We start from the raw sequence: 20,790 nt of genomic DNA, 5'->3' as shown, positions 1-20,790 counted from the left end.
GGCGACGCGAAAGCGTCGTTTAAAAAAAGTGGTTACGGGAGGAGGAACCATTGTCTCAGGTTTTTAAGGGGCGCGCTCGCGCTCTCAAGTTTGGTGTCTCGACGAGCGCCATCGCCCTGGTGCTGGCCATGGCCGGCGCGGCCGCCGCTCAAACGGCTCCGGCCGCCGCCCCCGCCGACGATACGGCGGTCGAGGAAGTGGTCGTCACCGGCTTCCGGGCCAGCCTGGCCAACGCCCTCGACATCAAGCGTCGTGAAAACGACCTCGTCGATGTCATCAAGGCCCAGGATATCGCCGACTTCCCCGACCTGAACCTGGCCGAGTCGCTGCAGCGCGTGCCGGGCGTGTCGATCGATCGTGACGGCGGCGAAGGCCGCTCGATCACCGTTCGCGGCCTGGGTCCGGATTTCACCGTCGTGCGCCTGAACGGCCTGGAGGCCCTGGCCACCACCGGCGGCAAGGACAGCTCGGGCGGCGCCAACCGCGGCCGCCAGTTCGACTTCAGCATCTTCGCCTCGGAACTGTTCAACAGCATCACCGTGCGCAAGTCGACCTCGGCCATCAATGAAGAAGGCTCGCTGGGCGCGATCATCGACCTGCAGGCCTCGCGTCCGTTCGACTTCAGCGGCTCGGCCCTGAGCATGGGCGCCAAGCTTGGCTGGAACGACCTGTCGCGCAAGCAAGACCCGCGCTTCACCGCCTTGGCCAGCAGGCGCTGGGACACCGGCATCGGCGAAATCGGCGCCCTGATCTCAGTGGCCTATGCCGAGCGCAAGACGCTGGAAGAAGGCTCCTCGACCGGCCGTTGGGAAAACCCCAGCGTCGCCTTCAACTCGTCTACCGCGTTTCCCTGCACCGCCCCGGCCTATAACCCGGTCAGCGGTCCGGCCTTGACCTGCGCCCAGATCGGAACGGTTGTTGGCGGCACCACCCCGACGACCACCGCCGCGACCGGCACGGCCAACAACCTCTGGCACCCGCGCATCCCGCGTTATGGCCGCCTGCAATATGACCAGAAGCGCCTGGGCGTGACCGGCTCGCTGCAATGGCGCCCGACCGAAAACTCGACCCTGAGCTTTGACGCCCTGCTGGCTAAGTTCACCAACAATCGCGACGAGACCTATCTGGAAACCATCTCGTTCAGCCGCAGCGGCCAAGGCCTGCCGCAGACCGACGTGGTCAGCTTCCAGGCCGACGACAAGGGTCAGCTAATCAAGGGCACGTTTGACGATGTCGATGCGCGCGTCGAATATCGCCACGACGACCTGAAGACCGAATTCAACCAGTTCACCCTGACCTATGACACCAAGTTCGGCGACGCCGGCCACTTGAACGTCGTCTACGGCCAGTCGCGTTCGATCCAGGACAACCCGGTCCAAACGACCTTCTCATTCGACCGCTACAACACCGACGGCTATAGCTACGACTATTCGGTCGATCAGAATCTCCCGACCCTGAACTACGGTTTCGACCCGACCAATCCAGCCAACTTCGTCTACAGCTCCAGCAATACCCTCGGCGACTCCTCGCTGCTGCGCCTGCGTCCCAGCAAGGCGGTCAATACCTTCAAGACCTTCCGCGCCGACGTCGATTACGAGATCTTCAACGGCTTCAAGCTGCGCTACGGCGGCGACTACAAGGAATACGGCTTCTCCTCGTCGGAGCAGCGCCTGTTTTCGCGCAATCTGACCCCGGGCGTCGGCACCACCTTCACGGCCGAAGCCGGCTTCGCCTTGCCCGCCGGCGTCACCGTCGCCGACGTCTCACGCCTGATCACCGGCTTCGGCCGTGGCCTCGACGTGCCGGCCGGCGTTCCGACCTCCTGGATCGCGCCCGACCTCGACAAGCTGAAGAAGGTGATCGGCTACGACTGTAACTGCATCAACGCCAACGGCGACTTCCGTCTCAGCGTCCTGAACCAGCTGGGCGCGCTGCGTGAAATCACCGAGAAGGACACCGCCTTCTACATCCAGGGTGACTTTGACTACGACCTCTTCAACATGCCGGTGCGCGGCAATCTCGGCGTGCGCTATGTGAAGACCGACCAGGCCGCGCTCGGCCACTACAACGCCGGGAACGTCCCTGTCACGGTCGCCACTCCGATCGGCAACCTGTCCGAACAGCTCGCGACGGACGCCGTCCAGTCGGTCAGCCGCGAATACCACAATACCCTGCCGGCGCTGAACGTCTCGGTTCAGCCGATGGAGAACTTCTTCATCCGCTTCGCCGCCGCCAAGGTGATGACACGTCCGCAACTGCAAAACCTGACGCCGGGCTTTACCGCCCAGAGCCAGACCGCCCAGACCCTGACCCGCGGCAATCCGGATCTCGATCCGATGTTGGCCAACAATCTTGACCTGAGCTTCGAATGGTATCCGGACAAGGAAACCCTGCTGTCGGCGGGCTTCTTCCAGAAGGACATCAAGTCGTACATCCAGCAGACGGCCGAAGTGATGCCGTTCTCGGAAACGGGGCTGCCGGCCAGCTTGCTGACCAACGGCAACACCACCTCGACCCCGTTCACCGTGACGACCAATGTCAACAGCCCCGGCGGCAAGCTGAAGGGCTTCGAACTCAGCGCCCAGCGTCCGTTCACCTTCCTGCCGGCCCCGTTTGACAAGTTTGGCGCGATCGCGAACTACACCCACGTCAAGAGCGACATCGCCTACATCATCAGGGCTCCGACCTACGGCGTGCCTGCTGGATCTCCGGCTGGAACGCCGCGAACCCTGCTGACGCCGGCGGTGATGGTCACCCAGCCGTTGGTCAACCTGTCGCCCGACGCCTACAACCTCACGCTCTATTATGAAAACGCCGGCTTCAAGGCTCGGATCTCGGGCTCCTATCGCGACGCCTACCTGATCCAAGTGGCCCCTACGGCGACCAACAACAACGACGTGCGGATCAAGGAAAAGACCTTCAACCTCGACAGCCAGGTGAGCTACTCGTTCGACAAGTTCACGGTGACCCTGGAAGCCATTAACCTGACCGATCAGGAAGACAGCAAGGTCGACGACTCGACGCGCATGAGCTCGGAAGAGTATGTGCACTTCGGTCGCCAGTATTATCTGGGCGTGCGCTACAAGTTCTAGGTCGCCTTTCCTCCCCGAAAACGACCAAGGGCGCCGGTGAAAACCGGCGCCTTTTTTGCGTTTGTGGAAAACTTGGGAGCCTGTCCGGAACAGTGGACTAGAGCATTCTTCGAGCGAGTGGTTCCGGTTCGCGTGAAAAAAAACGCGTTAAAACAAACGATTAGAGCTCACGGCCTGACGCAGTCAGGTCGGGAAATGCTCTAGAGGCTGGAGACCCCGTCGATCCAGGTTTCGCGCACGTTCAGGGCGTCGTCGAGCAACACGAGATCGGCGGCCAGGCCGGCCGCGATGGTCCCCCGCTCGTCCGCCAGGCCCAGGAAGTCGGCCGGAGCGCGCGAGGCGATCATCACCGCTTCTTCCAGGGTCAGGCCCATCATCGAGATGGCGTTGCGCACCGCGCCGATCATGTCGAGGTCCGAGCCCGCCAGGGTCCCATGATCATCGACGCAGACGCCATCGACCACGCGAATGTGGCGGCCCTGAAGGTCGAAACTCTTGTCGATCATGCCAACCGTCGGCATGGCGTCGGTCACCAGCATGAAGCGGTTCAAGGGACGGGTGCGCAGGGCGATGCGCAGCACGACGGGATCGACGTGGCGGCCATCGACAATGATCCCGCACCAGGCGTGGAGACTCTCCAGCGCCGCCCCGACCACGCCAGGCTCGCGGCTGGTCAGAGGCGACATGGCGTTGAACAGGTGGGTGAAGCCGGTCAGGCCGGCGTCCAGCGCCTTGCGCACCGTTCCATAGGCGGCGTTGGTGTGGCCGGCGGCCACGGTGACGCCGGCCGCCGCCAGGCGCCGGACCATGTCGGGCGTGGTGGTCTCGGGCGCCAGGGTCACCAGGGTCTTGCCGCGCTTGAGCGAGCTCAGCAGCGCCACGGCCTCGTCGTCGAGGATCCGGAACTTGCCGGCGTCGTGGATGCCCTTGCGCTTCACATTGAGGAACGGACCCTCGATATGGATACCCAGCACGCCGGGCACGCCCGCCTCGATCGCCTGTTCGGTGGCGCGCATGGCCGCGTCGACCACGGCCAGGTCGTCGCTGATCAGGGTCGGCAGGAAGCCGGTGGTGCCATAGGGCCTGTGCGCCGCGCCGATCGCTTCGATCGCCTCGACCGTGGTGTGGTCGTTGAACAGCACCCCGCCGCCGCCATTGACCTGGGTGTCGATGAAGCCGGGAACCAGCAGTCCGCCGTCCAGGTCGTGGCGCGTCGCGCCGACTGGCGTGTCAGCGCTGTCCAAGACGCCTTCGATCCGTCCGTCGCGGATCGTCACGGCCTTGCCATCGACGATCCCGTCTTCCGTCAGGATGCGGCCATTAACGAGAACAAGCTGCATCAGACGGTTTCTGTGACCTTGTTGAGGTGGGGCGGACTGTCGGGATCGTAGCCGCGCGCCACCGACAGCGCATTGGCCATTCGGTAGAAGCTCTGGATCATCAGGATCGGCTCGATCACCGGGTGGGCGGCGAGCGCCGGCAGGACCCCGGCGCCCGTTTCACCGGCGCCGGCCAGGAGCACGTCGGCTCCACGCGCGGCCAGGCCCTTGGCCATGGCGTCGACGCTGCCCCGGCTCTCGTCGTTCTGGGCGAACACCAGGGCGGGAAAGCCCTGCTTCACCAGGGCCATTGGGCCGTGTAGCACCTCGGCGGCGCTGAAGGCCTCGGCGTGCAGGCCGCAGGTCTCCTTGAACTTCAGGGCCGCTTCCTGCGCCACGCCATAGCCCACGCCCCGGCCCAGCACATAGAGGTTCCGGGCCAGCTTGAGGCGCTCGACGGCGGGGGTCCAGTCCAGGGTCCAGGCCTGGGCCAGCAAGGCGGGCAGGGTGGCGAGCCCGGCGGTCAGCTCGGCGTCTTCGGTCCAGGCAGCCACCAGCTGGGCGATGGCGGCCAGGGCGGCGATATAGGACTTGGTGGCCGCGACGCTCAGTTCGGGTCCGGCGTGCAGCGGCAGCACTTCGTCGACCAGCGCGGCCAGGGGCGAGTTCACGTCATTGACCAGGGCGATCGTGAAGGCGCCGGCCTCCTTGGCGGCCTGCACGGCCGACAGCAGGTCCGGGCTCTGCCCCGACTGCGAAATGGCCAGGTAGAGTGCGCCATCCAGGCCCTGAGGCGCGGCATAGACCGAGCTGACCGAAAGGGCGGCCGACGAGGTCAGGACGCCGGTGCGCGTTTCGACGAGATATTTGGCGAAGGTGGCGGCGTGGTCCGAGCTGCCCCGGGCGCAGGTCACCACGGCGCGCGGCGGGCTGGCGCGCAGGCGGGCGGCGATCTTCTCGGCCCGGGCGGCGTTGGCCCCCAGCTGGGCGGCGACAACGTGCGAGGCCTGGCCTGCCTCAAGGAACATGCGGGTGGATTCCGCCGTCAGCCGCCCATGCCCGGTGGAGTGCTCGGCGGGGGGTGCGGGTCGGGTCAAGACGTTAGCCTCCAAGGCAGGCGTTCCTTTAGATCAGAGCGCTGGCATGGGACCCGCTTGGGGCCCCTTCCAATCAGGCGATGGCGTTCAGTTCGGCGACGAAGTCATAGGCGTCGCCGCGGTAATAGGACTGGGTGACCTCGACGGCCCGGCCATCCTTCAGGAAGCCGCGGCGCTCGATCAGCAGGCCGGCGTCCTTGACGGGCACGCCCATCAGCTCTGCGTGCTCGGCGTTGAACAGCACCGCGCGCAGCCGCTGCAGGGCGCGAACGGGCCGGTGGCCGGTGGCCTCCAGCGCCTCATAGAGCGATGTGCCCACCGCCTCGGCGGAGGGCAGGGCGAAGGCGGCGACGGTGGTGTATTCCACCGCCATCGGCGCGCCGTCGGCGTAGCGGATACGGGCGAACCGATAGACCGGCGTGCCGGGCGACAGGCCCAGGGTCATGGACTCTTCCGGCGTGACGGTGCCCTGGGCCTTGCTGATCCATTCGCTGCGTGGCGTGCGCCCGCGCGAGATCATGTCCTCGGTAAAGGACGACAGCTTGGAGAAGCTCTTTTCCACCCGGGCGGCGACGAAGGTGCCGGCCCCTTGGCGACGGGTTAGTAGGCCTTCGCTGACCAGGCCGTCCAGCGCCTTGCGAACGGTGATTCGCGAGATGCTGAATTCCTCGGCCATGTCGCGTTCGGCCGGCAGGGCGTCGTCGGGCCCCAGGATCTTCTTCTGGATGGCGTCCCGGAGCGCGCGCTGCAACTGCTTATAGAGCGGGGCGTGACCCTGGCCGTTTCCGTCCAGCCCCCCGATCCTTTCAGAAAACATCGTCAATTCGCCACCCCCGCGCAAAACCGCGCCACCCCGTGGTCACCGAGATAGCATATGACCATTTTGGTACCAATAAGAACATGGTCTGTAATTGGTTCTTTTTTGGCCTTGTCATCCGATAAATTTTCGTCACAGTTCACCTCCGAGGCCTGAGAAGTACCGCGTTCTGCGGATGTCTGCAGAATAATTGGTATCGGATTGGGCTTGGGGTTCGGCTCCAGGCCTGAGGGCCTGGAAAAAGGGGAGAGGCCGAGTATGAGAAATTTCCACAAATCCATTCTAACCACGTCCGCCAGCGTGCTGGCGGTGATGGTCGCAGCGCCCGCCTTCGCGCAGGATACAACCACCACCTTAGACCAGGTCGTGGTCACCGGCATTCGCGCTTCACTCCAGGCTTCGGTCGACGCCAAGCGCAACGCCGACGCCGTGATCGACGTGATCACCGCCGAAGACATCGGCAAGTTCCCGGACAAGAACGTGGCGGAGTCGCTGCAACGCGTTCCCGGCGTCACCATTCAACGCGAGTTCGGGGAAGGCGAGCGGATTTCGGTTCGCGGCACCGCCCCCACCCTGAACCGCACCCTGCTGAACGGTCACGCGGTCGCCACCGCCGACTGGTTCATTCTCGACCAGTTCAAGGCCAGCCGCAGCTTCAACTACCTGATGCTGCCATCGGAAATCGTCGGCAAGGTCGAGGTCTTCAAGAGCCCGGTCGCCGATATCGACGAAGGCGGCGTGGGCGCGACCGTCAATGTGCACACCCGCAACCCGCTGGACCTGGCGCCGCTCTCGATCTCGGGTTCGGTGCAAGGCGTGTGGGACGAGAAGTCGGACAAGAAGACGCCAACCGCCTCGGCCATGCTCAGCTGGCACAACGACGCCAAGACCTTCGGCGTCCTGGGCGGCCTGATCTATGACAAGCGCGAGATCCGCCGCGACGGTATCGAGGTGCTGGGCTACGAGAATGTCACCAACGCCTCGGGCAATGTCACGGGCCTCCCCGCTGGCCAGACGGCGGTGACGCCCAGCCTGATCGGTTCGTCTTTCTTCAAGCAGACCCGCGAACGCCGCGGCGCCAACATCGGCGTCCAGTGGTCACCGACCGACAAGCTGGATGTGAACCTGACCGGCCTCTATTCGAAGATGGACGCCGACAATATCAACCAGAACTACATGGCCTGGATCACCAACAAGATCTCTGGCCTGGGCACGCCCGGCGCCAATTTCAACATCCAGCAACTCAGCAACGGCACCGCGACCAAGGGCACCTTCAACGCCATTGGCGGCCAGGGTGTGGTGTTCGACGCCATCGACCGCATCGCCCACACCCAGGTTCGCTCGGTTGACCTGGACACCACCTACCGTCCCGCCGACGATTGGACCTTCCACGCCCGCATCGGCTACACCGACGCCGAGGGCGCCACCGACCTGCAGCCGTTTTGGGAAACCAGCGCCGCCACAGGCCTGACCTACGACCTGTCGGGCGGCCTGCCCAAGGTGTCGTTCTCCACCATCAATCCGGCCACGGCCGATGACGAGATGGAGCTGGGCTGGGCCTCGGCCAATACCACCGCCAATGACGACAACGAGTTCTATACCTTCGTCGACGGCGAGAAGTTCATGGACGCCGGCGCCTTCACGTCGGTCAAGTTCGGCCTGAAATACACCGACCACGATCGCGAAGTTGACCAGACCTACGGTCAGCGCCGCGCTCTGCTGCCCTGGACCGCTCCGGGCGCCACTGCCTGCGGCGGCCACAAATGTACGCTGGCCGATGTGCAAGGCGGCCTGACGCCCAGCGACTATCTTGACGGCATCAAGGGTCCCGGCGTCATCAGCAGCTATCTGACCGCCGACAAGAGCAAGATCGAGGCGATCTACGCCGCCCTGCCCAAGGCGGCGGTGTGGAACTCGGCGATCGGCGGCACGCAGGCGGCCGGCTGCAACGGTCTGCTGAACTGCGATCACTTCGGCCCGCTGGAAAGCTTCACGTTCAACGAGAAGACCTTCGGCGGCTACGTCCTGGGCAAGCTCAAGGGCGACAACTGGCGCGGTAACGTCGGCCTACGAGTCGTGCAGACCAAGGTCGAGACCTCGGCCTGGAAGGTTGGCGTACCCGCTGGCACCGCCGGCGCGGTCAACAACCCGTTCGGCCTGATCGCTCCGGTCGACGCCGGCCAGAACTATACGGACATCCTGCCGAGCGCGAACTTCTCGTTCGACATCAATGATGACCTGGTTCTGCGTCTGGCCGCCGGTCGCACCCTGTCGCGTCCGGACTACGCCCAGATGGCCGCGTTCACCTCGCTGACCGAGTCTCTGCTGACCGGCAGCGGCGGCAATCCTAACCTGGATCCCTACCGGGCCAACCAGTACGACGTGTCGCTGGAATGGTACTTCGCGCCGCAATCGCTCCTGGCGGTCGGCCTCTACTACAAGGACATCTCGACCTACATCGTCCAGGGCGCGTTCTCGGAGCGCCAGCCGCTTCAGCTGAACGACCCGACCGATGCGCGGATCACCAACGCCGCCAACCAGTGCGTTCTGACCGGCGCCAACCTCTACACCTGTAACTACCGTATCGGTCGCCCGATCAACGTTGCCGGCGGCGAGAACAAGGGTATCGAAATCAGCCTGCAGAAACCTCTGTGGAATGGCTTCGGCGTACTGGCCAACTACACCTACTCCGACGCCTCGTCGGCCTCGGGCGTGCCGGTGCCTTCGAACTCGAAGACCATCGCCAACATCAGCGGCTATTACGAGAACGAGCGCTTCAGCGCCCGCCTGTCCTACAACTACCGGTCCAAGTTCTTCGTCGACTACGACGCCGAGCGCGGCTTCCGGCAGCTGTGGTCGGACTCGATCAAGTCACTGGACGCCTCGGCCAGCGTGAACCTGACGCAGAACATCTCGCTGAGCGTCGATGCGATTAACCTCACCGACGAGAAGATGACCGAGAACTACGACAACGACAAAAACCGTCCGGCCCGAATCTACAAGAACGGTCGCATGGTGTTCGGCGGCGTCCGCTTCAAGTTCTAGTGGCTTACCGGGACCTTCGGCTTCGCGCCGAAGGTCCCGTCCTTCCTCCCAAGATCGTTGCATCGGAGGCGCCATGGTCCAGGATCACCGCATGACCTGTCCGCTCGCCGCCGATCGCAATCCAAGTCTTCCTGACTGCAAGCACGGAGCTGGGGCGGAGCGGTCACACGCTCCGCCCGCTTTTTGCCGCCCGTCAGCGTGAGCGCCCTCGCATGATCCTCGTCTCCAAGCCCTTCGCCGCCGTCGTGAGTTCGCTCGCCGTCCTGGCCTTTGCCTCGACCGGCCTCGCCGCCTCGCCGGTGAAGGGGCCGGCCATGACCCTCACCCCCGCGCCGGCCCGGGCGAAGCTGGGGCAGGGGACCTTCGCCCTCACCGCCAAGACCCGGATCCTTGTCGCCAAGGGCGATGTCGAGGCCAAGATGGTGGCGGGGCAGCTGTCCGACATGCTGTTCAAGGCCCGAGGCCTGAAGTTGGCCGTCGCCGAGGGCGCGCCGGCCGCCGGCGAGGCCGCCATCGTGCTGGCGCGGGGAGCCACATCCAGCGACACGGCCGAGGCCTACGACCTCGACATCGACCCGACCGGCGTCATCATCACCGCTCCCAAGCGCGCCGGCCTGTTCTATGGCGCGGTCAGCGTCTGGCAGTTGGCCGTGACCGACGCGGCCAAGGGCCCGGCTCTGCTGCCTGCCGTCAGCATCGACGACACCCCCCGCTTCGCCTGGCGCGGCTTCATGCTGGACAGCGCCCGCCACTTCCAGAGCGTCGAGACGATCAAGACGATCCTCGACGCCATGGCCGCCCACAAGCTCAATGTCCTGCACTGGCACCTGGTCGACGATCAGGGCTGGCGGCTGGAGATCAAGAAGTACCCGAAGCTGACCTCGGAAGGCTCCTGGCGCGTGCCGGCCGGCGCGGCGGGCCGCGATCCCAAGACCGGCAGGGCCACCCGCTACGGCGGCTTCTATACTCAGGACCAGGTGCGCGGCCTCGTCGCCTATGCCGCCGCGCGCGGGATCACCATCGTCCCCGAGATCGAGATGCCGGGCCACGCCCTGGCGCCGCTGGTGGCCTATCCGCAATTTGGCATGACCAAGACCCCGCCGCGCGAGGCCATGGGCGACTGGGGGGTGTTTCCCTATCTCTACAAGCCCACGGAACCGACGTTCACCTTCCTCAACGACGTGCTCGACGAGGTGATGGACCTGTTTCCCTCGCCCTATGTCCATGTCGGCGGCGACGAGGCGGTCAAGGACCAGTGGAAGGCCAGTCCCGAGGTCCAGGCCCAGATCCAGGCCCTGGGCGTCAAGGACGAGCACGGGCTGCAGAGCTGGTTCATCCAGCGGGCCGAGAAGAAAATCAACAGCCGAGGCCGGCGGATGATTGGCTGGGACGAGATCCTCGAGGGCGGCCTTGCCCCCAACGCCACAGTCATGTCCTGGCGCGGCGTGGAGGGCGCGGTGGCCGCCGCCTCCCAGGGCCATGACGCCGTCCTGGCGCCCGACAGCACCCTCTATCTCGACCGCCGCCAGAGCGCCTCCGCCGACGAGCCGCCCGGCCGGATCAAGATCACCAGCCTGAAGGACATCTACGATTTCGACGCCGCGCCGGCCGCCCTGACCGACGCCCAGCGCGATCACATTCTCGGGCTGGAAGCCACGGCCTTCACCGAGCACATGCGCACCGATGAGCGCCTGGAGGCCATGAGCTTCCCGCGCCTGGTCGCCCTGGCCGAAAACGGCTGGACGCCGCGCGACCGCCATGACTGGGCCGATTTCGCAGGCCGACTGCCGGCCGAGACCGCGCGGCTCGACGCACTGGGCGTGGCCCACGACACCGTGCCCTATGAGCCGCAGGCGACGCTGAGGCCGGCCGCCGACGGAAAGGTCTCGGTCGCTCTGGCTTCCGGTCTGGGGCTTGGTGAGGTTCGCTACAGCACCGACGGCAAGGCGCCGACCTCGTCCTCGACCACCTATGTCGCCCCCCTTGCCGTCGCGCCGGGTCAGACGATCCGTGCGCGGACCTTCCTCGATGGCCAGGCTCTCGGCCGCGTTCGCGACTACCCGATCAGCCTGCTGGCGGCGCAGACGCGCACCAGCCACCAACTGGAGCTGTGCGGTGACGGGATCAACCTTTCGCTCGAGGACGACGCGCCAGCAAGCGGCTCCGGGGCCGGCCCCCGCGCCGTGTTCGCGGTCAATCTGATGAACGCCTGCTGGGTGTGGAAGGGCGCGGATCTGTCCAAGGCCGTCAAACTGTCCGCCCGCATCGGCCAGGTCCCGTTCAACTTCCAGATCGGCGCCGACCGCGGGAAGATCCCGCTGCGCGATCCCTCTACGCCGGACGGCGAGCTCGAAGTCCGGCTCGACGGCTGCGCGGGCGAGCGGATCGCCGCCATCCCGCTGGGCGCCGCCGCGCGCGGACCGGGCCTGGCCACGGTCTCGGGCGCGCTGCCCAGGCGTGACGGGGTCCACGACCTGTGTCTGAGCTTTACAGCACGCAGCGTGGAGCCGACCCTGGTGCTTGACCAGGTGACGCTGACGGCCGCCGGCAAGAGCGGCAAGAACTAAAGTTTCGGAAAGCAGGGAAGCGTCCGTGTCCAATCTCGTACTGTCCTCGCCGCTCAAGGGCTGGATCGCCCCGCTGGACGAGACGCCCGACGCGGTGTTCGCCGAGCGCATGCTGGGCGACGGCCTGGCCATCGACCCCCTGGGCTCGACCCTGCACGCCCCCTGCGACGCGCGGGTGATCTCGGTGCACGGCACGCGGCACGCCGTCACCCTGCGGGCCGACAATGGGGCCGAGATCCTGATGCACGTGGGGCTGGACACCGTCGGCCTGGGCGGCGAGGGCTTCGAGGTCCACGTCGCGGACGGTCAGGCGGTGAAGTCCGGCGACCGGTTGATCAGCTTTGACCTCGACCTGCTGTCGCAGCGGGCCCGCAGCCTGATCACCCCGATCGTCATCACCAATCCCGACGCCTTCAAGATCATCCGCCGCGCGCAGGACCATGCCGCGTTGGTGGGTGATTTCCTGATGGAGCTGGCCCCGGTCAATGGCGCGGTGGTCACCTCGACGGTCGCCGTTGGCGAGGTGTCGCGCGAGGTCGTGGTGCCCCTGCAGCACGGGATCCATGCCCGGCCCGCAGCCCGCATCGCCGAGAGCGCCCGCAAGTTCGCCGCCGAGGTGGCCGTCGTCGTGGTAAACCGCAGGGCCAGCGCCAAGAGCCCGATCGGGATGATGTCCCTGGCCATCCGCCATGGCGACCGCATCAGCATCGTCGCCAGCGGCCCGGACGCCGATTATGCCGTGATCGCTATCGTCGAGCTGATCGAAGGCGGCATGGGCGAGAGCGCCGCCCTGCCGCCGACCGCCGAGCCCGTCTCGGTCGAGGCCGTACGCCCCGCCCACCCCGCCGAGCCCGGCTTGTTGCGCGGCGTCATGGCCGCCCCCGGTTTGGCCATCGGTCAAGCCGTTCGCTTCGTCTCAACCGACATCATCGTCGCCGAGGTCGGGGCCGGCATGGGCTTTGAACGGCGCGCGCTGGAAGACGCCCTGGCCTTGGTCCGCGCCAAGCTCGAGAAGGCCGCATCCAAGGGCGACACCGCTCGCAAAGCAATCCTCGGCGCCCACCTGGCCTTTCTGGAAGATCCCGAACTGAGCGCTTCGGCCCACCGGCTGATCGCCGAGGGCAAGAGCGCGGGCTTCGCCTGGCGCCGCGCCGTCGGCGGCTATGTCGAGGCCCTGCGCGGCCTGGGCGACCGCCGCCTGGCCGAACGCGTGGATGACCTGATCGACCTGGAGCGCCAAGTGCTCCGGGCACTGACGGGTGAGGAAGACGACGCCCGCGTCCTGCCGCCCGGCGCCATCCTGCTGGCCGACGAGCTTTTGCCCTCGCAACTGATGGGCGTCGAAGCCAGCCAGGTCGCGGGCTTCTGCACCGCCAAGGGAGGGCCGACGTCGCATGTCGCCATCCTGGCCGCCGCCATGGGCATTCCGGCCATCGTCGCCGTGGGCGCCGGCGTGCTCGATGTCGCCGAGGGCACGGGTCTGATCCTTGACGCCGAGAGCGGAAGCCTGCGCATCGCCCCCGACGCCACGCAGCTCGCCGCCGCCCAGACCGCCATCGCCGCCCGCCACGAGCGCAAGGCCGCCGCCAAGGCCGCCGCCCATCAAGAGAGCCGCACCGCCGACGGTGTGCGCATCGAGGTGTTCGGTAATGTTGGCTCGCTGAACGACGCCCTGGCCGCCGCCGCCAATGGCGCGGAGGGCTCGGGCCTGCTGCGCACCGAGTTCCTGTTCCTGGAGCGCGAAACGCCCCCCGACGAGGACGAGCAGGCCCGCCAGTACCAGGCGATCGCCTCGGCCCTGGACGGCCGCCCGCTGATCATCCGCACCCTCGACGTCGGCGGCGACAAGGCCGCGCCCTACCTGCCGATCCCGGCCGAGGAGAACCCGGCCTTGGGCTTGCGCGGCGTGCGCGTGTCGCTGTGGCGGCCGCATCTGCTCAAGACCCAGCTGCGGGCCATACTGCGGGTCAAGCCGCTGGGCCAGTGCAAGATCATGATCCCGATGATCGCCAGCCTCGACGAGCTGCGCGCCGTGCGCGCCCTGCTCGACGAGACCAAGCGCGAGATGGGGATCACCGAGCGGGTCCAGTTGGGCGTGATGATCGAGACCCCCGCCGCAGCGATCACCGCCGACCTGCTGGCCGCCGAGGCCGACTTCCTGTCGATCGGCACCAACGACCTGACCCAGTATGTGCTGGCCATGGACCGGGGCAATCCGGAGCTGGCCGCCCGCATCGATGCGCTCCACCCGGCCGTCCTACGGATGATCGCCCAGACCTGCGCCGGGGCCGCCAAGCATCATTGCTGGGTCGGAGTCTGCGGCGGCCTGGCCTCCGACCTCGTCGCCGTGCCGGTGCTTCTGGGCCTAGGCGTCACCGAGCTTTCCGCCACAGCGGCGACCTTGCCCGAGGTCAAGGCCCTGGTCCGCATCCTGGACATTTCGGCCTGCCAGGCCCTGGCGCGCCAGGCGCTGGACCTGACCTCACCCGAGGCCGTCCGAGATCTCTGCAAAGCCTTCGCGGCCCAAGTCCTGAAGGTTGGAGCCTAAGCGATGAAGTCCCCGCTCGAAGTCCTCCAGCCCCTAGGCCGCGCCCTGATGCTGCCGATCGCGGTGTTGCCGGTCGCGGCGCTGCTGCTGCGGATCGGCCAGACCGACTTGTTGGGCCACGCCCACCTGGCGGCGATGTCCGGCGGCCTGACCCTGGTGGTCGCCAATGTCTTCGCCGCCGCCGGTGGGGCGATCTTCGCCAATCTGGGCCTGATCTTCGCCATCGGCGTCGCCGTGGGTCTGGCGCGCGAGAACAACGGCGCGGCGGGCCTGGCCGGCGTCGTGGCCTATCTGGTGGCCACCCAGGGCATCCAGGCCCTGATCGTCGTGCCGCCCGACGTGGTCGCGGCGGCGGCCGCCAAGGGCGGCGACCTGGCCCTGGCGGCCTGGAAGGCCAAGGCGATCAGCAAGCTGTCGATCCCGGTCGGCATCCTGTCCGGCGTGATGTCTGGCGTGCTCTACAACCGCTACAGCACCATCAAGCTGCCGGAATATCTGGCCTTCTTCGGCGGCCGCCGCTTCGTGCCGATCGCCGCCGGCCTGGGCGGGGTGCTGCTGGCCCTGGTGTTCGGCTTCGGCTGGCATTGGCTGGAGGCCGGCGTCGATGGATTGAGCCACATGGTCACCGTCTCCGGAAACCTGGGCCTGTTCGTCTACGGCATCCTCAACCGCCTACTGATCGTCACCGGCCTGCACCACATCCTCAACAACGTGGTCTGGTTCATCCTGGGCGACTTCCATGGCGCGACGGGTGACCTCAACCGCTTCGCGGCCGGCGACCCGACCGCCGGGGCGTTCATGAGCGGCTTCTTCCCGGTAATGATGTTCGGCCTGCCCGCCGCCTGCCTGGCCATGTACCACACGGCCCGTCCCGAGCGGAAAAAGGCGGTCGGCGGCATGCTGACCTCGCTGGCCCTGACGTCGTTCCTGACCGGGGTGACTGAGCCGATCGAGTTCAGCTTCATGTTCCTGGCCCCGATGCTCTACGCCCTGCACGCCGTTTTGACCGGAGTTGCGATGGCCCTGATGAACCTGCTCGACGTCAAGCTGGGCTTCGGCTTTTCGGCCGGTCTGTTCGACTATGTGCTGAACTTCAGCAAGGCCACCCACCCGCTGTGGCTCGTGCCGATCGGCCTGGTCTATGGCGGGATCTATTACGGGCTGTTTCGCTTCTTCATCCTGAAGTTCGATCTCAAGACCCCTGGCCGCGAGCCGGCCGAGGACCTGGCCGCCGAGGCGGCGGTGGGGCCCAGCGCCGGCGGGCGCGGCGCCGACTTCGTCGCCGCTTTGGGCGGGGCGGGGAACCTGACCTCGGTCGACGCCTGCACCACCCGCCTGCGCCTGATCGTTGTCGACCAGGCCGTGGTCCGCGAACCCGCCTTGAAGGCCCTCGGCGCGCGGGGCGTGGTCCGGCCGTCGGACAAGGCGCTACAGGTCGTCCTCGGCCCGGTCGCCGACCAAGTGGCCGGTGAAATCCGCGCCGCCATGGGCAGGCCAGCGCCGCCCAAGCCTGCCGCGACCAAGGCCGCGGCAGCGGTCGCCCTACCCACCGCCATTGATGACAGCCGGGCCGAGGGCCTGGTCAGCGCCTTGGGCGGCTTCTCCAATGTCGAGACGGTGGGCGCCTGTTCCAGCCGCCTGCGCCTGGTGGTCCGCGACAACGCCGCCGTCGACGAGGCGGCGCTGAGAGCCCTGGACTCACGTGGCGTGGTCCGGGTCGGCGAGCGCTCGGTGCACGTCGTGCTGGGTCCTGACGCCGAGCGGATCTGCGAGGCGGTGCGCTGCCTGCTGCCTGGGTGATGGAAACGATCCGGCTGACGGGAAGGGGAACGACGTGACGAAACCGATCGATGAAGTGCTGATCGTCGGCGGCGGCACGGCCGGCTGGATCACCGCCGCCTATCTGGCCCGCAAGTTGGGGGCCAACCGTCCCGATGGGGTGAAGATCACGCTGATCGAGTCGTCGCAGATCGGCATCATCGGGGTGGGCGAGGGCACGATCCCCACCATCCAGACCACCATGCGCGAGATCGGCGTCGACGAGGCGCGGTTCATGCGCGGGGCCGGGGCCTCGTTCAAACAGGGCATCAAGTTCGTCGACTGGACCACCGGCCCCGTCGGCGACGCCCACAGCCATTATTACCACTCGTTCAGCCGGCCCCACACGCTGCGGGGCCTGGACCTGGCGCCTTACTGGCTGCTGGGCTGCGCCGGGGATACGCCGTTCTCGGAGGCGGTGACCCTGCAGGACACGGTCTGCGAGGCGGGCAAGGGCCCCAAGCTGATCGACGATCCGCAATATTCCAGTCCGCTTGGCTACGCTTACCATTTCGACGCCGGCAAGCTGGCCGTGCTGATGCGCGACGTCGGCAAGGAGCTGGGCGTCCGCCACCTGATCGGCAATGTCCAGGGCGCGCGACTGGACGAGACCGGCGCGATCGCCGCCGTGGTTACCCGTGAGCATGGCGAGTTGGCCGCCGGCCTCTATGTCGACTGCAGTGGTTTCTCGGCCAAGCTGATCGGCGAGGCTATGGGCGTGAAGTTCATCGACGACAGCGACACCCTTTTCGTCAACCGCGCCGTGGCCATCCAGGTCCCGCACGATGACCCTGAGGCCCCAGTGGCCAGCACCACCATCTCCACCGCCCACGAAGCCGGCTGGACCTGGGACATCGGCCTGCCCGAGCGCCGAGGCGTCGGCTATGTCTATTCCAATGATCACACCACGGACGAGCGGGCCGAAGAGGTGCTGCGGGCCTATATCGGCAAGTCGGCCGACGGGCTGAACGCTCGCGTGTTGAAGCTGCCCATCGGCCATCGCGAAACGCCGTGGGTCAAGAACTGCGTGTCGATCGGTCTGTCGGGCGGTTTCCTGGAGCCGCTGGAGGCCACAGGCATCATGCTGATCGAGGCCGCCGCCTGGATGCTGGGCCGGCTGTTCCCGCGCGCGGGCGACATGGAGCCGACCGCCGCCCTGTTCAACGAAGCCATGGGCCTGCGCTACAAGGGCGTGCTGGACTTCATCAAGCTGCACTATTGCCTGACCAAGCGCACCGACAGCGACTTCTGGATCGACAACACCCGGCCAGAATCGATCCCGGATTCGCTGCAGGCCCTGCTGGAGATGTGGAAGACCCGTGGGCCGGACCCGTTCGACTTCGGCACCGTCCATGACAGTTTCGAGGTCTTCAACTACCAGTATGTGCTGTACGGCATGGGCTTCAAGACCGACCTCTCGGCCAATCTGTCGGCCTATCCGCATCTCGACGCGGCGCGGGCCGAGTTCGCGCGGCTGAAGTCGGCGGCCCATCGGGCGGCGGCGGCCATGCCCGATCACCGGGCGCTGCTGGACGAGATCTACCGCAACGGTTTCCGTCAGCGCGCTGCCGCCGGCCGATGACCCAAACGCCAGAGATCAATGACATCCTGATCGTCGGCGGCGGCACGGCCGGCTGGATGACCGCCGCCTATCTGGCTCGCCGCCTGGGCTCCATGCGACCGGACGGGGTGCGCATCACCCTGATAGAGTCTAGCGAGATCGGCATCATCGGAGTGGGCGAGGGCGCCTTTCCGACCATCCAGAACACCCTGCGGACGATCGGCGTCGACGAGGCGCGGTTCATGCGCGAGGCCGGGGCGGCCTTCAAGCAGGGTATCCGGTTCGTCGACTGGAAGACCGCGCCCAAGGATGGTGTGCACAGCCACTACTACCACCCCTTCGCCTCGCCCCGGTTGCTGAACGGCGGCCTGGACCTGGCGCCATACTGGCTGATGGGCGAGGCGGGCGGCGTCCCGTTTTCCGGCGCTGTCACCCTGCAGGACAAGGTCTGCGAAGCCGGGCGGGGTCCCAAGCGTATCGACGATCCGCAGTATGGCGGGCCGATGACCTATGCCTATCACTTCGACGCGGGAAAACTGGCCAACCTGCTTCGCGATGTCGGCAAGGAAACCGGGATCAAGCACCTGCTGGGCAATGTGCTGAGCGTCAACAAGGCGCAGGACGGATCGATCGGCTCGGTGACCACGCGCGAGCACGGCGATCTGACGGCCGACCTCTATATCGACTGCACGGGCTTTGCCGGCGCGATGATCGGCGAGGCCATGGGCAGCGCCTGGATCGACAAGAGCGACGTGCTGTTCGTCGATCGCGCCCTGGCCCTGCAGGCGCCCTATGACCGCCCAGACGGGCCGGTGGCGACCACCACCATCTCCACCGCCCACGAGGCCGGCTGGACCTGGGATATCGGCCTGCCCGACCGGCGCGGCACGGGCTATGTCTATTCCAGTCGTCACACCACGGACGATCGGGCCGAGCAGATCCTGCGCGGCTATGTCGGCAAGGCCGGCGATGGGCTGACGGTTCGGCCGCTGAAGCTGAAGGTGGGCCACCGGGCCAGCCACTGGGTCAAGAACTGCGTCGCCGTGGGCCTGTCGGGCGGGTTTCTGGAGCCCCTCGAATCCACCGGCATCGTGCTGATCGAGGCCGCCGCTTACATGCTGGCCCGCAACCTGCCGCGGCGGGGCGGCATGGAGGCGACCGCCAAGCAGTTCAACGCGGCGATGACCGACCGCTATCTGAGGGCGATCGACTTCATCAAGCTGCACTACTGCCTCAGCCAGCGCACCGACAACAGCTTCTGGACCGACAACGCCGATCCGGCCTCAATCCCCGAAAGCCTGCAAGACCACCTTGCGATGTGGAAACACCGACCGCCCAACGCCTTCGATTTCCCCAGCCTCCATGAGAGCTTCAAGTACTTCAACTATCAGTACGTTCTGTACGGGATGGGCTTTGCGACCACCGTCGATCCCGCCGCCCACGTGCATGGCGACCTGGCCCGGGCCGATTTCGCCAAGGTGCGCGAGGCCGGCTTGCGCGCCGCCGCCGGCCTGCCCGATCACAGGGCCTTGCTAAACCAGGTCTACACCCAGGGCTTCACCACCAAGGTTGGGGACGCCGCCAGCGCCGAGGCCGCCGAGGGCCTGCGGCGATGAGCGAGCCGGCGGCCGGACCGGTCTTCGCCGCCGCCGCTGGCCCGCGCATCGAAACCCTGCGCATCGGCGCCGAACGCCATCCGGTGCTGGTGATCGACGGCCTGCTGACCGGCGCCGAGCATCTGGTCGATTTCGCGGCCGAACAGGCGATCCTGGCCCCCGTGAAGGCGGCGGCCAACTTCTATCCGGGCGTCCGGGCGCCATCCCCGGGCGGCTATGTTCAGGCTCTGGTCACTGCCCTTCGCCCCCATCTGGCGACGGTCTTCGGCGCCCCGCCGGAGGGCAAGGCGCACATCACCAGCGCCCTTTCGATGGCGGTCCTACCGACCGACCAGGCCAGCCTGCCCCAACGCCTGCCGCATATCGACACCACCGAGCCCGACCAACTGGCGATTCTGCACTATCTGTGCGGACCGCCCCACGGCGGCACGGCCTTTTACCGTCACCGCGCCACCGGTTTCGAATCCATAGGACCCGAGCGCGGCAAGGCCTATTTCGCCGCCTTGCGCCGGGAGATCGAAGCCGCCTCGGTTCCGGCCGGCTACATCGCGGGTTCCAACGCCCTGTTCGAGCAGACCGCCGTCGTCGAACCGGCCTTCAACCGGGTCATCGTCTATGCCAGCCGCCTGCTGCATGCCGGCGTCTTGCCAGACCATCCGGCCAGCCTGGACCCGCGAACGGGCCGGCTGACGGTCAACAGTTTCTTCCGTTTCGAAGCGGCCTGAACGCGTCGCCGGCTCGGCGGTAGCGTTGTGATCAGCCCGTCGCCAAACGTCCAGAGGACGTGCACGTCACGACTATTCCACTCAATCGCCGCCGGACCTGATCGCCTAGGCTTGCGTCTGGGTTCACCGCAGGCACCGGCTGAACCGACATCGAAGGATGGCGCATGACCATTTCCCGCAGCAAACCCGGGACCGACGCCGCCGGCGGACCGGGAGGCGCATCGCGCCGCTGCGTCGTCACCAGCGGCTTCAGCTTGGCCCTGATGGCGGCCCTGCCGTCACGGGCGCCCGCAGTATCGTCCGCAGCCACGCTCAAGGCGTCGCCACAAGCTTCAGGAGACAAGACCATGAGCAGCGACTTCGTCACCACCGGCGATGACGACCAGATCGTGCCGATCGCCGACGCCGCCCTGATCGGCATCAAGCTGCTCAAGAAGGGCACGCTGAAGACCTATCCGGGCCTGCCGCACGGCATGTGCACGACCCATCCGGAGGTTCGAAACTGAAGATTGAAAGGCGTCGGTCTCCGGCGGACGCCTTTTCCTCTCGGCGGTTGTCATCCAGGATCGGCGCGCGACGCGCTTG

The 20,790-nt window shown here is 66.8% G+C and carries 11 protein-coding genes and 1 pseudogene; 9 read left to right on the top strand and 3 right to left on the bottom strand.

Translation table 11 applies throughout. The annotated features are described in order from the left end of the window. Positions 1-128 precede the first annotated feature (128 nt). Positions 129-3,092: a TonB-dependent receptor gene (locus tag ACP7AG_RS04355; RefSeq protein ID WP_426029986.1), complete on the top strand. Its 2,964-nt coding sequence runs from the start codon at positions 129-131 to the stop codon at positions 3,090-3,092. A 200-nt stretch (positions 3,093-3,292) separates the two neighbouring features. Here ACP7AG_RS04355 and nagA read toward each other — a convergent pair whose 3' ends face one another. The 3 genes from nagA to ACP7AG_RS04340 are packed head-to-tail and all read right to left on the bottom strand — an operon-like array spanning position 3,293 to position 6,325. Beyond that, the gene (gene nagA / locus ACP7AG_RS04350) at positions 3,293-4,432 is read right to left on the bottom strand and encodes an N-acetylglucosamine-6-phosphate deacetylase (RefSeq protein ID WP_426029908.1); all 1,140 of its coding nucleotides are present in this window, start codon (positions 4,430-4,432) and stop codon (positions 3,293-3,295) included. Then, positions 4,432-5,523 (bottom strand): SIS domain-containing protein, encoded by a 1,092-nt coding sequence (locus ACP7AG_RS04345; protein WP_426029907.1) that lies wholly within the window; start codon positions 5,521-5,523, stop codon positions 4,432-4,434. Before ACP7AG_RS04345 ends, nagA begins: the two co-directional genes overlap by 1 nt. Positions 5,524-5,581: 58 nt before the next feature. Continuing rightward, positions 5,582-6,325 (bottom strand): GntR family transcriptional regulator, encoded by a 744-nt coding sequence (locus ACP7AG_RS04340; protein WP_426011008.1) that lies wholly within the window; start codon positions 6,323-6,325, stop codon positions 5,582-5,584. A gap of 258 nt (positions 6,326-6,583) precedes the next feature. Here ACP7AG_RS04340 and ACP7AG_RS04335 point away from each other — a divergent pair, with 258 nt between their 5' ends. From ACP7AG_RS04335 to ACP7AG_RS04300, 8 genes and pseudogenes are all read left to right on the top strand, one after another. Continuing rightward, the gene (locus ACP7AG_RS04335; RefSeq protein WP_426029906.1) at positions 6,584-9,370 is read left to right on the top strand and encodes a TonB-dependent receptor; all 2,787 of its coding nucleotides are present in this window, start codon (positions 6,584-6,586) and stop codon (positions 9,368-9,370) included. A gap of 212 nt (positions 9,371-9,582) precedes the next feature. Next, a complete protein-coding gene (locus ACP7AG_RS04330) occupies positions 9,583-11,937 on the top strand; it encodes a family 20 glycosylhydrolase (protein ID WP_426029905.1) in 2,355 nt (784 codons plus the stop codon). A gap of 25 nt (positions 11,938-11,962) precedes the next feature. Further along, a complete protein-coding gene (gene ptsP / locus ACP7AG_RS04325) occupies positions 11,963-14,485 on the top strand; it encodes a phosphoenolpyruvate--protein phosphotransferase (RefSeq protein ID WP_426029903.1) in 2,523 nt (840 codons plus the stop codon). Positions 14,486-14,488: 3 nt separating this feature from the next. Then, positions 14,489-16,285 (top strand): N-acetylglucosamine-specific PTS transporter subunit IIBC, encoded by a 1,797-nt coding sequence (gene nagE / locus ACP7AG_RS04320; protein ID WP_426011014.1) that lies wholly within the window; start codon positions 14,489-14,491, stop codon positions 16,283-16,285. A gap of 34 nt (positions 16,286-16,319) precedes the next feature. Next, positions 16,320-17,885 carry a tryptophan halogenase family protein gene (locus ACP7AG_RS04315; protein ID WP_426029901.1) on the top strand — a complete coding sequence of 522 codons (1,566 nt, stop codon included), beginning with the start codon at positions 16,320-16,322 and terminating at the stop codon, positions 17,883-17,885. Next, positions 17,882-19,480, top strand: coding sequence for a tryptophan halogenase family protein (locus ACP7AG_RS04310; protein ID WP_426011017.1), 1,599 nt, complete (start codon positions 17,882-17,884; stop codon positions 19,478-19,480). The genes ACP7AG_RS04315 and ACP7AG_RS04310 overlap by 4 nt, the downstream gene beginning before the upstream one ends. Then, on the top strand, positions 19,477-20,205 hold the full coding sequence (locus tag ACP7AG_RS04305; RefSeq protein ID WP_426029899.1) for a DUF6445 family protein: 729 nt from the start codon (positions 19,477-19,479) through the stop codon (positions 20,203-20,205). Before ACP7AG_RS04310 ends, ACP7AG_RS04305 begins: the two co-directional genes overlap by 4 nt. A gap of 371 nt (positions 20,206-20,576) precedes the next feature. Then, positions 20,577-20,711, top strand: a pseudogene (locus ACP7AG_RS04300) (alpha/beta fold hydrolase); the annotation flags it as partial. Positions 20,712-20,790 lie beyond the last annotated feature (79 nt).

The organism is Caulobacter sp. DWP3-1-3b2, from assembly GCF_049896325.1.
Taxonomy (GTDB): Bacteria; Pseudomonadota; Alphaproteobacteria; order Caulobacterales; family Caulobacteraceae; genus Caulobacter.
The sequence above is the reverse complement of the archived record's forward strand: the minus strand, read 5'-3'. Positions and strand labels throughout refer to the sequence as shown.